At 68.6% G+C, this 12,583-nt stretch carries 12 protein-coding genes; 7 read left to right on the top strand and 5 right to left on the bottom strand.

The window, feature by feature from the left end:
* Positions 1 to 38 precede the first annotated feature (38 nt).
* The 4 genes from ACWGCN_RS33285 to ACWGCN_RS33270 form a co-directional block, all read right to left on the bottom strand.
* On the bottom strand, positions 39 to 929 hold the full coding sequence (locus ACWGCN_RS33285) for an amino acid ABC transporter permease (protein ID WP_378988536.1): 891 nt from the start codon (positions 927 to 929) through the stop codon (positions 39 to 41).
* A complete protein-coding gene (locus ACWGCN_RS33280) occupies positions 926 to 1,597 on the bottom strand; it encodes an amino acid ABC transporter permease (RefSeq protein WP_452459436.1) in 672 nt (223 codons plus the stop codon). Before ACWGCN_RS33280 ends, ACWGCN_RS33285 begins: the two co-directional genes overlap by 4 nt.
* Before the next feature lie 92 nt (positions 1,598 to 1,689).
* A complete protein-coding gene (locus ACWGCN_RS33275) occupies positions 1,690 to 2,526 on the bottom strand; it encodes a glutamate ABC transporter substrate-binding protein (protein ID WP_378988538.1) in 837 nt (278 codons plus the stop codon).
* Between the two features lie 35 nt (positions 2,527 to 2,561).
* Positions 2,562 to 3,290 carry an amino acid ABC transporter ATP-binding protein gene (locus ACWGCN_RS33270; protein ID WP_378655486.1) on the bottom strand — a complete coding sequence of 243 codons (729 nt, stop codon included), beginning with the start codon at positions 3,288 to 3,290 and terminating at the stop codon, positions 2,562 to 2,564.
* Positions 3,291 to 3,531: 241 nt separating this feature from the next.
* On the opposite strand from ACWGCN_RS33270, the gene miaB reads away from it, so the two are divergent.
* A complete protein-coding gene (gene miaB / locus ACWGCN_RS33265) occupies positions 3,532 to 5,088 on the top strand; it encodes a tRNA (N6-isopentenyl adenosine(37)-C2)-methylthiotransferase MiaB (RefSeq protein ID WP_378988540.1) in 1,557 nt (518 codons plus the stop codon).
* Positions 5,089 to 5,177: 89 nt separating this feature from the next.
* Positions 5,178 to 5,777, top strand: coding sequence for an Rv2732c family membrane protein (locus ACWGCN_RS33260; protein WP_378988542.1), 600 nt, complete (start codon positions 5,178 to 5,180; stop codon positions 5,775 to 5,777).
* A gap of 57 nt (positions 5,778 to 5,834) precedes the next feature.
* Here the strand turns inward: ACWGCN_RS33260 and ACWGCN_RS33255 are convergent, their stop codons facing one another.
* A complete protein-coding gene (locus ACWGCN_RS33255; protein ID WP_378988544.1) occupies positions 5,835 to 7,214 on the bottom strand; it encodes a DUF349 domain-containing protein in 1,380 nt (459 codons plus the stop codon).
* Positions 7,215 to 7,477: 263 nt separating this feature from the next.
* Between ACWGCN_RS33255 and ACWGCN_RS33250 the strand changes: the two genes are divergently transcribed.
* From ACWGCN_RS33250 to hflX, 5 genes are all read left to right on the top strand, one after another.
* Positions 7,478 to 8,251: a hypothetical protein gene (locus tag ACWGCN_RS33250; RefSeq protein WP_452459435.1), complete on the top strand. Its 774-nt coding sequence runs from the start codon at positions 7,478 to 7,480 to the stop codon at positions 8,249 to 8,251.
* On the top strand, positions 8,248 to 9,186 hold the full coding sequence (gene miaA / locus ACWGCN_RS33245) for a tRNA (adenosine(37)-N6)-dimethylallyltransferase MiaA (RefSeq protein ID WP_452459434.1): 939 nt from the start codon (positions 8,248 to 8,250) through the stop codon (positions 9,184 to 9,186). The genes ACWGCN_RS33250 and miaA overlap by 4 nt, the downstream gene beginning before the upstream one ends.
* Positions 9,183 to 10,019 carry a TrmH family RNA methyltransferase gene (locus tag ACWGCN_RS33240; protein ID WP_379312147.1) on the top strand — a complete coding sequence of 279 codons (837 nt, stop codon included), beginning with the start codon at positions 9,183 to 9,185 and terminating at the stop codon, positions 10,017 to 10,019. The genes miaA and ACWGCN_RS33240 overlap by 4 nt, the downstream gene beginning before the upstream one ends.
* A gap of 44 nt (positions 10,020 to 10,063) precedes the next feature.
* On the top strand, positions 10,064 to 10,945 hold the full coding sequence (gene dapF / locus ACWGCN_RS33235) for a diaminopimelate epimerase (protein ID WP_452459437.1): 882 nt from the start codon (positions 10,064 to 10,066) through the stop codon (positions 10,943 to 10,945).
* A 172-nt stretch (positions 10,946 to 11,117) separates the two neighbouring features.
* Entirely contained in the window at positions 11,118 to 12,551 is a 1,434-nt protein-coding gene (gene hflX / locus ACWGCN_RS33230) for a GTPase HflX (RefSeq protein ID WP_449967504.1), read from the top strand.
* The last annotated feature ends 32 nt before the right edge of the window (positions 12,552 to 12,583 follow it).

Here is a 12,583-nt window from a genome sequence, read left to right as displayed (position 1 = left end):
GATCCGGACGGATCGGGCCCCGATTGTCGTGGGTGGGACTACTTCTTGGTGATGTCCACGCCGGGCGCGGCGTCGGCGAGGATCGAGTCGGCGGCCAGCACCGCGCCACCGCTCTTCTTCCGCGACCGCAATCGCTTTTCCAGGGTGGTGGCCAGGAAGCTCAGCGCCATGTTGAGCGAGATCATGATCAGCGCGATGACGATCAGCGCGGGGATCGTGTTCTGCAACGACGCGCCTTCTTGCTGACCCGACCGCACCAGCTCCACATAGGTGATCTGGTAGCCCAGCGCGGTGTCCTTGAGGACAACGACCATCTGCGAGACCAGTGCGGGCAGCATGGCCGTGATGGCCTGCGGCAGCAGGATCAGCCGCATGAGCTGGTTCTTGCGCAGCCCCAGCGCCACAGCGGCTTCGGTCTGTCCCTTGGGCAGCGACTTGATGCCCGCGCGCACGATCTCGGCGATGACCGCGGAGTTGTAGATGATCAGCGCGATGACCACCGCGGCCAGCGCGAGCTGATCGGACGGGAACAGGTCGTAGTCGCCGAACACCGCAAACAGGAAGATCATCAGGATCAGCACCGGGATCGCCCTGGCGAACTCGACGATCGTGCCCGCGACCCAGCGCACCCACGCGTGGTCCGACAGGCGCAGGATCCCGAAGATCATGCCGAAGAACACCGAGCCGATGATCGAGATCACGGCGGCGGTGAGGGTGCCTTCCAGACCGGGCAGGAGATAGGTTTCCCAGATCTCGGACTCGAGGAACGGCTTCCACTTGGCCGCGGTGAACTGGCCCTTGTCGGCGAACGCGTCGTAGAGCCACCAGCCCGCGCCGACCAGCACGACGACGACCAGAACCGAGTACAGGTTGTGACGCAGCCGCGCGCGGGGCCCCGGAGCGTCGAACAGAACCGAAGCGCCGCTCATCGTGCCACCTCGTATCGCTTGGCCAGCCAGCTGAACAACAGCCCGGTCGGCAGGGTGAGGACGACGAAGCCGAGCGCGAAGATCGCACCGATGGTGAGAATGGCGGCTTCGTTCTCGATCATCGCGCCCATCAGGTACGCGGCTTCGGCGACACCGATGACGGAGGCGACCGTCGAATTCTTGGTCAGCGCGATCAGCACACTGCCCAGGGGCGCGATGACGGCCCGGAAGGCTTGGGGCAGCACGATCAATCGCAGGTTCTGGGCGAATCCGAAGCCCAGCGACCGGCCCGCTTCGGACTGGCCGAGCGCGACGGTGTTGATGCCCGAACGCAGCGATTCGCAGACGAAGGCGGCGGTGTAGACGCTCAGGCCGATGATCGCCCAGCGATAGTTGATGACCTTGATCTCGTCACTGCCGAGTTTCCACCCGAGGGTGCTGTACAGGCCGAGCGAGGTGAATACCAGGATCAGGGTGAGCGGAGTGTTGCGGAAGACCGCTACATACGCCGCGCCGACCCAGCGCGCGACCGGAATCGGGGATACGCGCATGCCGGCGACGACGGTACCGATGACGAGCGCACCGATCGCCGAGAAGAAGGTGAGTTTGATGGTTACCCAGAACGCATCGAGGATTTGGTTGTCATACCTCGAGATCAGGTCGAACACGGACGCGCGTCCTCCGATCGGTGTGAAAGCCAGCAGGACAACACCGCATCGGTGACCCGGGAAACCCCGGGCCACCGATGGTCAGTGGTTGATCAGTAGCGGTCGACGGTCGGCGGTGCGGGCACCGCGATACCGGTACCCGCGAAGTTCTTCTCCTGCGAGGCCTTCCACGAACCGTCATCGATCATCGCCTGGATGGCGTCGTTGACCTTGCCGCGCAGCTCCGAATCGCCCTTCTTCAGGCCGATGCCGTACTTCTCGGTGGTGAAGGGCTTGTTCACCAGCTTGAAGGTGCCCGGCGACTGCGCGGCGTAACCGGCCAGGATGACGTTGTCGGTGGTGACCGCGTCGATCGCACCGCTACGCATCGCCTCGATGCACAGCGAGTAGGTGTCGTAGGTCTGCAGCTGCGCCTGCGGGTAGTTCTTCTCGATGTTCTGGGCCGGGGTGGAGCCCTTCACCGAGCAGACCTTCTTGCCCGAGAGGGAATCGGGGCCGGTGATGTCGGTGTTGGCGGCCGGGACGAGCAGGTCCTGGCCCGCGATGTAGTAGGGGCCGCCGAAATCGACCTTCTCCTTGCGCTTGTCGTTGATCGAGTAGGTGGCCACGACGAGGTCGACCTGACCGTTCTCGATCAGCGTCTCGCGCTGCGCCGACGGCGATTCCTTGAAGGTGAGGTTCTCCGGCTTCACGCCGAGCTTGTCGGCGACGTACTTGGCGACGTCGACGTCGAAGCCGCTGTAGGTGCCGTCGGTATTGCGCAGGCCCAGACCCGGCTGGTCGAACTTGATGCCGATGGTCAGCTTGCCGTCCTTGGCGTTGTCCAGCGCCGACTTGTTGTCACCGCCACCACAGGCCGCGGTGACGGTGGCTGCCAATACCAGTGCCGCTGCGCCGATTCCGACGCGCATCGCACGATTGATCCTCATGGGTTTCCTTCTCCTTGTGACAATGGTGCTGCGAGTCAGTGACTGAGAATTTTGCCGAGGAAGTCCCTGGCGCGTTCGGATTTCGGTGCGGTGAAGAACGTTTCGGGCGCGGCGTCTTCGACGATCTCGCCGTCGGCCATGAACAGCACGCGGTCGCCCGCTCGGCGGGCGAAGCCCATCTCGTGGGTGACCACGAGCATGGTCATGCCTTCCTTGGCCAGCGCCACCATCACGTCGAGCACCTCGTTGACCATCTCGGGGTCCAGCGCCGAGGTCGGCTCGTCGAACAGCATGACCTTGGGATCCATGGCCAGTGAGCGGGCGATCGCCACGCGCTGCTGCTGGCCGCCCGAGAGCTGGGCCGGGTACTTGTCGGCCTGGTTGGCGATGCCGACCCGCTCGAGCAGGGCGAGGGCGTGCTTGCGTGCCTCGTCCTTCTTCTTCCCGCGGACCTTCGTCGGCGCCAGCATCACGTTCTCGAGGATGGTCTTGTGCGCGAACAGGTTGAACGACTGGAACACCATGCCCACCTCGGCGCGCAGCGCGGCGAGAGCCTTGCCCTCGTCGGGCAGTGCGACGCCGTCGATGGCGATGTCACCGGAGTCGATCGGTTCGAGGCGATTGATCGTGCGGCACAGGGTGGATTTCCCCGAACCCGACGGGCCCAGGACGATCACGACCTGCCCACGGGGCACTTCGAGGTGGATATCGCGCAGGACATGGAGCTCACCGAAGTGTTTGTCCACGTTGCGCATCGAGATCATCGGCGGAGCAGCGGTGGTGGCTGCGGCGTCGGCGTTCCCGTTCGCGGGTGCGGCGTCGTCGGTCATGGTCAGAAACCTTATGTCCATTCTGGAGAATTGCCCGGCTTTCGAAGACATGCCGTGACGGCACGCCGAAACGACACCTGCTGGTAACCCGGCGGCTGCCCGTTACCTTTGCGTATTATCGCGCGAACGCAACCGTGACGCGCATCACACTCAGGGCTGCCCGTACCCTGGACAGGTGGATTCGACGGTTCAGGACGCGACTGAGGGCGCGACGCAGCACAGCTCTGTGGCGCAGCGCAGCTATGAGGTTCGCACATTCGGCTGCCAGATGAACGTGCACGACTCCGAACGCCTGTCCGGGCTGCTCGAGGACGCGGGCTATGTCAAGGCCGCCACCGGAGAGACGCCCGATCTGATGGTGTTCAACACCTGCGCGGTGCGCGAGAACGCCGACAACAAGCTCTACGGCACACTCGGTCAGCTGGTCCCGGTCAAGCAGGGGCGCCCCGGTATGCAGATCGCCGTCGGCGGCTGCCTGGCGCAGAAGGATCGCGAGACCGTGGTGCGCAAGGCGCCGTGGGTCGACGTGGTGTTCGGCACCCACAACATCGGTTCGCTGCCGGTGCTGCTCGAGCGGGCCCGTCACAACGAGCAGGCGCAGGTGGAGATCCTCGAATCGCTCGAGGCTTTCCCGTCGACGCTGCCCGCCAAGCGGGAGTCGGCGTACGCGGGCTGGGTGTCGATCTCGGTGGGCTGCAACAACACCTGCACGTTCTGCATCGTGCCCGCACTGCGTGGCAAGGAAGTGGATCGTCGTCCCGGAGACGTGCTCGCCGAGGTGCAGGCGCTGGTCGACCAGGGCGTGCTGGAAGTGACCCTGCTCGGACAGAACGTCAACTCCTACGGCGTGAACTTCGTCGATCCCGAGCAGCCGCGCGACCGTGGCGCGTTCGCGCAGCTGCTGCGCGCGACCGGACAGATCGAGGGCCTCGAACGCGTGCGGTTCACCTCCCCGCATCCCGCGGAGTTCACCGACGACGTGATCGAGGCGATGGCGGCCACCCCGAACGTCTGCCCGCAGCTGCACATGCCGCTGCAATCGGGTTCGGATCGGGTGCTGAAAGCGATGCGCCGTTCCTACCGCAAGGAGCGTTTCCTCGGCATCATCGACAAGGTGCGCGCCGCGATGCCGCACGCGTCGATCACCACCGACATCATCGTGGGCTTCCCCGGCGAGACCGAGGAGGACTTCCTCGAGACTCTCGACGTGGTCCGGCGCGCCCGCTTCACCAGCGCCTACACCTTCCAGTACTCCAAGCGTCCCGGAACTCCGGCCGCCGACCTGCCCGATCAGCTGCCCAAGCAGGTCGTGCAGGAACGCTTCGAACGCCTGATCGCCTTGCAGGACCAGGTCTCCTGGGAGAACAACCAGGCGCTCATCGGCACCGAGGTGGAACTGCTCGTCGCCGAGGGTGCGGGCAAGAAGAACGCGGTGACCGCGCGGATGAGCGGTCGTGCGCGCGACGGCAGGCTGGTGCACTTCCGGCCCGGCGACGTGACCGGCATCCGGCCGGGCGACATCGTCACCGTCGACATCACCGAGGCGGCGCCGCACCATCTCATCGCCGACAGCGCGGTGAAATCGCATCGACGTACCGCCGCCGGTGACGCGCACGAACGCGGCATCACGCCCAAAACGGCGCCGATCGGTGTCGGTCTCGGGTTGCCCCGGATCGGCGCGCCGATCATCGAGACGGTCGAGAGCGGCTGTTCGACGGGGTGCTCGTCGTGAGCGACGACGAATCTACTACCGGTCGTAGTGGGTCGGATGCGAACGGCGCGTCCGATGATGGCACAGTGGGACCCGCCAACGACCAGCCTGTGGACAGGAGCGGACACGCGGTGAACCCGGCGCGCAACGACGAGGATTTCGAACAATTCCGCGGTGAACTCGACGCGGTCGAGCGCCGCATCGCCGGTGAGATCGACCCCGGCGCGCGAGCGCTGGTGGTGGCGGGCGCGGTCTTCGCGCTGCTGATCTCGCTGGTCCTGCCGACCGCCGGTACGGCGCGCGGCTTCGATGTGCTGCTCGCCACCGATGCGGCGGGGGTCGAACACATCGGCCTGCCGTCGCGGATCTTCGTGTGGCTGGTCATCGTCTTCGGTGTCGGCTTTTCGCTGCTGGCGCTGACCACCCGTCGCTGGGTTCTGGCCTGGATCGCGTGCGCGGGGTCGGCCGTGGGCTCGGTGTTCGGTGTGCTCTCGATCTGGCACCGCCAGACCCCGGGCCTGGGCAACTACCAGGGCGCGGGTCCGGGGATCGGCCTCATCCTGGGCACCCTCGCGATCATGGTGCTCACCTTCCACTGGGTTCGGGTGGTGTGGAGCCGCACCGCCGTGCAACTGGCCGCGGAGGAACAGCGTCGCACCGCGGCCCGCGAAGCCGAGGATCGCGACCGCAAGCGACTCAGCGGCGAATAGTCCTGCGAGACAAGAAAACCCCCGACCGAATCGGCCGGGGGTTTCTTTCTGTCGCGCTCACAGATTGCTGACTGCGCCCTCTGCGGCTTCGGCCCATTCGCGCCACTGCTGTGCCTGCTCGAGCGCCTTCTCCGCATCGCGCTTCTTGCCCGCCGCGGTGGCCTTGGCGGCCTGCTCCTCGAACTGGGCGACCCGCTCACGGAACTGCGCGGCTCGCGCGACGGCCTCGGGATCGGAACGACGCCACTGCTGATCGGCCGCGTCGCGAACCCGCTTCTCGATGGCGCGCAGCTTGGCTTCGAGTTCCTGCATGCGCTCGCGGGGGACCTTGCCGATGGCGTCCCACTTGTCCTGCAGCTCGCGCAGCGCGTTGCGGGCGGCGTCCACGCCGTTGGCCGGGTCGATGTGCTCGTAGGCGGCCAGCAGTTCCAGCTTGGCGGCGGCGTTGTGATCGAACTCGGCGTCGCGTTCGCTGACCGCCGCGTTGCGGGCGGCGAAGAACACATCCTGGGCGCTCTTGAACCGTCGCCACAGCGACTCGTCGGCCTCGCGCGGTGCCCGGCCCGCGGCCTTCCACTCGGTGAGCAGGTCGCGGAACACCGCGGCGGTGCCGGTCCAGTCGGTGGAGTCGGCCAGCTCCTCGGCGCGCACGCACAGCTCTTCCTTGCGCGTCTTGGCGGTGGCGCGTTCGCGGTCGAGGTCGGCGAAGTGGGCGCCGCGCCGGCGGTTGAACGCCTCACGGGCCTTGGAATAGCGCTTCCACAGCGCGTCGTCGACCTTGCGGTCGACCCCGCGGATCGACTTCCACTCGTCGAGGATCTCGCGCAGCCGGTCGCCCGCGGCCTTCCACTGCGTGGATTCGGCGGCGATCTGCTCGGCCTCGGCGGCGAGGGCTTCCTTGCGCTCGGTGTGCTCGTGGCGGGCGCGGTCCTTCTCCTCCTTGGCGTGCGCGGCGGCTTCCTCGGAGTGTTCGGTAATGACCTGTAGCCGAGCGGCGAGGCCGTCGATATCGCCGATGACGGCCGCCGTCGGCAGCGTCTCGGCCAGTGCCAGCGCGGCGGCCTTGGTCTTGCGGGCATCGGCCCCCGCGGCCAGCCTGGCCTCGAGCAGCGCGACCTCGGTCGCCAGATCGTCGAAGCGACGGCCGAAGTGCGCCAAGCCCTCGGCGACGTCGCCCGCCTGCCAGGAGCCGACGATCCGTTCGCCATCCGCGGTCCGCACCCAGGCGGTGCCGTCTTCGTCGACGCGGCCCCATTTGCCCGGGTCGGTGGCACTGGGCACGATCACGGCGTGCGGATGCGGTTGATCGGGGCCCGGCGCCGGTTTCACGGCATGGGGTTTCGGCGGACGCGGAGCATTCCCGCCGGGCTTGGGGGTACCGGACGGTCGCGGGGCCGGACCTGGGGTGGGCTTCGCGGTTCCGTTGCTGTCGGTCATTGCTCTCCGTCCCTGCCGCGCGTCACGGCTGCCTGGTTACGCCCTAGCACATCCCATTGAACCCGGTTCGAGCCGCGGAAACCATCGATCCGGAGGATCGAATAGCGGATTTCCTGGGATTTCGTCCCGGACGACGTGGGTAGTCGCACCTGAAAACACTAGCAATCTCGGCGGGCATCCCTACGCCGGACACTCGCAGACCGCCGCGCGCCCGCGCCGCGCCGGATGTGGGCCCCGGTGCGCGCTGCGGCTACGGTTACCGCGTGTTCTCGATAGCGGCCCTGGTCCCGTCGCCGCCGATGCTGGTGCCCGAACTGTGTGGGCGAGTCCCGGTGTCCGGCAGCGATCCCGACGATCCGACCGTGGTGCTGCGCGCGGCCGCCCTCGACGCCGCCGCGGCCCTCGCCGAGGCCGCCGACCGGTGGGTCGTCGTCGGAGTCGGTAGCCATGACCTGACCTACGGTTCGGCGACCCGGGGGACCTTCCGTGGGTTCGGCGCCGACGTCGTCGTCGGGCTCGGCCCGGCGGGCGAGGACCCCGGTCCAGCAGACGCTCAGCTTCCCCTTCCGGTACTGGTCGCCGGATGGTTGCGGGAGCAGGCCGCGCCCCGGATCTCGGTGCGGGCCCGGCTGTTCGCCGCGGGCACGCCGGCCATCGATTGCACCGCGGCGGGCGCCGCGCTGCGCGCCGAACTGGACAGCGAGCAGGACCCGTGCGCGGTGCTCGTCGTCGCGGACGGTGCCGCGACGTTGACGGTCAAGTCGCCCGGCTATCTCGACGAGCGGGCCACCGCTGTTCAGCACGACCTCGACGCGGCGCTGCGCACGGGTTCGCGGGCAGGCTTGTCCGCGCTCGAGCCGGACCTGTGCGCGGCGCTGCTCGTCGACGGACGCGCTGCCTACCAGGTACTCGGCGGTCTGTTCGCCGCCGATTCGGCCGATCCGCGGGTCCGTACCCTGTACCAGGGCGCACCCTATGGCGTCGGCTACGACGTGAGCGTGTGGCAACCGGGTGGACGGGAAGGGATCGACGAGTGACGAGCAGACCGATCGCGGTCGTCGGCCCCACCGCCACCGGGAAATCCGACCTCGCCCTCGATCTCGCCACCGAACTCGGCGGCGAGATCGTCAACATCGACGCGATGCAGCTCTATCGCGGGATGGATGTCGGCACCGCGAAACTGCCGCCCGACCAGCGACGCGGTATCCCGCACCACCTGCTCGACGTGCTCGATGTCACCGCGACCGCGACTGTCGCCGCCTACCAGAGCGCGGCCCGCGCCGTCGTCGAGGACATCATGGCGCGCGCGAAGACCCCGGTCATCGTCGGCGGTTCGATGATGTACGTGCAGGCGCTGCTCGACGAGTGGGATTTCCCGGCCACCGATCCCGAGGTCCGCGCCCGCTGGGAAGCGCTCCTGGAGGAGGGCGGGGTGCAGGCGCTGCACGCGGCGCTGCGCGAGGCCGACCCGGTCGCCGCGGCGACCATTCTGCCCACCGACGGGCGGCGCATGGTGCGCGCGCTCGAGGTGGTCGAGCTGACCGGTCGCCCGTTCGCCGCCTCGGCCCCGACCATCGGCGCCCCGCGCTGGAACACCGCGATTCTCGGCGTCGACCGGGAGACCGCCGCCCTCGATGCCCGCATCGAGACCCGCACCGCCCTGATGTTCGAACACGGTCTGGTCGACGAGGTCCGCGGACTGATCGACCGGGGCCTGCGCGAAGGCCAGACCGCCCGCCGCGCGATCGGCTACGCCCAGGTGCTGGCCTACCTCGACGACGAATACGACCTCGGCCACGCCCGCGAACGCACCCTGATCGGCACCCGCCGCTACGTGCGACGGCAGCGGTCGTGGTTCCGCCGTGACCCCAGGGTCTCCTGGGTCGACGGTGCCGATCCCGAGCTCGCCGCGACCGCGCTGGCCCTGCTCTCCGAAGCGAATACCGACCCGATAGGACGGACAGCGCAGTGACGCGACGAGTGAGTACCCGCAACGCCTCGGTGCAGGTGTGGCAGGCATACCTCAACAACCGGACAAAACGTCATCGTGACGGCCGGTTCCTCGTGCAAGGCGTGCGCCCGATCACGCAGGCCCTGGCCAATGACTGGCCGCTGGAAACCCTGCTCTACCGGCTCGGTGGCCCCGAACTGTCGAGCTGGGCGCGCGAGATCCTCGACACCGCCGACGTGCCGCAGGTGGGCCTCGTGCCCGAGCTCATGGCCGATCTGGGAGAGAAGGCGGCGAGCGCACCGGAGATCGTGGCGGTCGCGGTGTCGCGACACCGCGATCTGGCCGGCTACGCACCCGGTGAGCCGGGGGAGGACGCCCCGGTGGTCGTCGTGTTCGATCGCCCGAACTCGCCCGGCAACCTCGGCACCTTGATCCGCTCGGCCGATGCCTTCGGCGCTTCCGGGGTGATCGTCACCGGCCACGGCGCCGACCAGTTCGACCCGCAGGCCGTGCGCGCCTCGACCGGCTCGCTGTTCGCCGTGCCGGTGCTGCGCGCGGCGGGCCCCGGTCAGGTGCTCGAATTCCGCGACCGCCAGGCGGCGCGCGGCATCCCCACCCGCATCGTCGGCACCGATGAACACGCGCCGGGCACCATCTACGACCACGACTTCACCGAGGCGACGATCCTGGTCGTCGGCAACGAGACCACCGGCATGAGCTCGGCCTGGGCCGACGCGTGCGACGACCTGGTCACCATCCCGATGGGCGGCACCGCCAGTTCGCTCGGCGCGCCGTCGGCGGGGGCGATCAGCCTCTACGAGATCGCCCGGCAGCGGCGTACCTTCGCCCGGTAGTGAAACCGTCGACGGCGCAGAGGAGAATGGCCGACGTGTCCGACATCGAATTCAGCAAGGGCCACGGCACCCAGAACGACTTCGTGGTGCTGCCCGACCTCGAGGTGCGCCTCGACCTGACGGCCGACCGCGTCGCCGCACTGTGCGACCGGCAGCGTGGCCTCGGCGCCGACGGCGTGTTGCGCGTGGCGAAGGCCGGTGCGTTGCTCGCCGCCGGTGTGCTGGAAGCGCTGCCGGAGGGCGTCGGCGCCGAGGACTGGTTCATGGACTACCGCAACGGTGACGGGTCGATCGCCGAGATGTGCGGCAACGGCGTGCGGGTCTTCGCGCACTACCTCGGTGCCACCGGGCTCGAACAGCGCACCGAATACGTCGTCGGCAGCCGTGCGGGCGCCCGTCCGGTCGTGGTGCACGCCGCCGGTCGGACCGACGGTGAGGTGACGGTGGACATGGGCGTCGTCCGCGAACTCGGCCCGTCCACCGCGACCCTGGCGGGCTGGGCCCTGGCCGGAATCGGCATCGATGTCGGCAATCCGCATCTGGCCTGCGTCGACGACAGTCTGACCGTCGACGCGCTCGCCAAACTCGACCTGAGCGTTTCCCCCGGCTTCGACCCCGACCTGTTCCCGCACGGGGTGAACGTCGAGATCCTCACCGCGCTCGACGCGGACAACAGCGTCGACATGCGCGTGTACGAACGCGGCGTCGGCGAAACCCGTTCCTGTGGCACCGGCACCGTGGCCGCCGCCGCTGCCGCGCTGACCGCCGCCGGTGTGTCGATCGGCACCGAATCCGGCGAGGTCACCGTGCGTGTGCCCGGCGGGCAGGTGCGTGTCGGGATCGCCGACGGACGTGCCTGGTTGCGCGGTCCCTCGGTCCTGCTGGCCTCGGGAACGCTGTCGCAGTCCTGGTGGGACGTGCAGTAGCAGCGATAACCGCGTGCACGCTGTCACCCGGACGTGGCAGCATAGAGAACGTATGACGAAACCAGTAGAACCCACAGAATCCACATCGGCCGAGCACACCACCGCGGCCGATCCCGACGTCGCCGCCGATCGCGGTGACGTCGATGATGCGCTGGCCCGCCACGCGGCCCGCATGAAACAGCCCGGTTGGGCGGCCGATCCGACCGTCGGCGAGATGCAGCTCGACGAGCGCTCGTCGCTGCGACGCGTCGCCGGGTTGTCCACCGAGCTCACCGACATCACCGAGGTCGAGTACCGCCAGCTGCGCCTCGAGCGCGTGGTGCTGGTCGGTGTCTGGACCAGCGGCAGTTCGGCCCAGGCCGAGGGGAGCATGGTCGAACTGGCCGCGCTCGCCGAGACCGCGGGCTCGGAGGTCCTCGAGGCGCTGATCCAGCGCCGCGACAAGCCCGACCCGGCCACCTACATCGGCTCCGGCAAGGCCGAAGAGCTGCGCACGGTCGTTCTCGACACCGGTGCCGACACGGTGATCTGCGACGGTGAACTCACGCCCGCGCAGCTCACCGCGCTGGAGAAGGTCGTCAAGGTGAAGGTCATCGACCGGACCGCGCTGATCCTCGACATCTTCGCCCAGCACGCCACCTCTCGCGAGGGTAAGGCCCAGGTCGCGCTGGCGCAGATGGAGTACATGCTGCCGCGCCTGCGCGGCTGGGGTGAGTCGATGTCGCGTCAGGCCGGTGGCCGGGCGGGCGGCGCCGGCGGTGGCGTCGGCACCCGCGGTCCCGGTGAGACGAAGATCGAAACCGATCGTCGCCGGATCCGCGAACGGATGGCCAAACTGCGCCGCGAGATCCGGGAGATGAAGACCGCCCGTGACACCATGCGCGCGCGCCGCACCGAGAGCGGAGTGCCCTCGATCGCGATCGTCGGCTACACCAACGCGGGCAAGTCCAGCCTGATGAACGCGCTCACCGGCGCCGGCCTGCTCGTGCAGAACGCGCTGTTCGCCACCCTGGACCCGACCACCCGCCGGGCCGCGCTCGACGACGGCCGCGAGATGGTGTTCACCGACACCGTCGGCTTCGTCCGCCACCTGCCGACCCAGCTGGTCGAGGCCTTCCGCTCGACCCTGGAAGAGGTCACCGGCGCCGATCTGCTGCTGCACGTTGTCGACGGCGCCGACCCGCTGCCGCTCGAACAGATCAAGGCGGTCCGCGAGGTGATCACCGATGTGATCAGGGAGCAGGGCACGCCGGCGCCGCCGGAACTGCTGGTGGTCAACAAGATCGACGCCGCCGACCCGAACGAGCTCACCCGGTTGCGCGGCATGTTGCCGCAGGCGGCGTTCGTCTCCGCGCAGACCGGCGCGGGCGTGGACGAGTTGCGTGAGCGGCTCTCGGAGGTGCTCGGCGGACTCGATGTCGACATCAGTGTGCTGCTGCCCTACAGCCGTGGCGACCTGCTCGCCCGCATCCACGCGGACGGCCGGATCGTCACCGCCGAGCACGAGGAGGGCGGTACCCGGGTTCGCGCGCGCGTGCCGCACGCGTTGGCCGCCGCCCTGTCCGAGTACGCGCACTCCGGTCCCGCGGAACCGGTGCTCAGCTGATCTTTTTCGCTGATTTGCCCGCCGGTTGCGGA

The organism is Nocardia sp. NPDC055050 (assembly GCF_053608345.1).
This window is presented reverse-complemented; position numbering and strand designations above follow the sequence as displayed.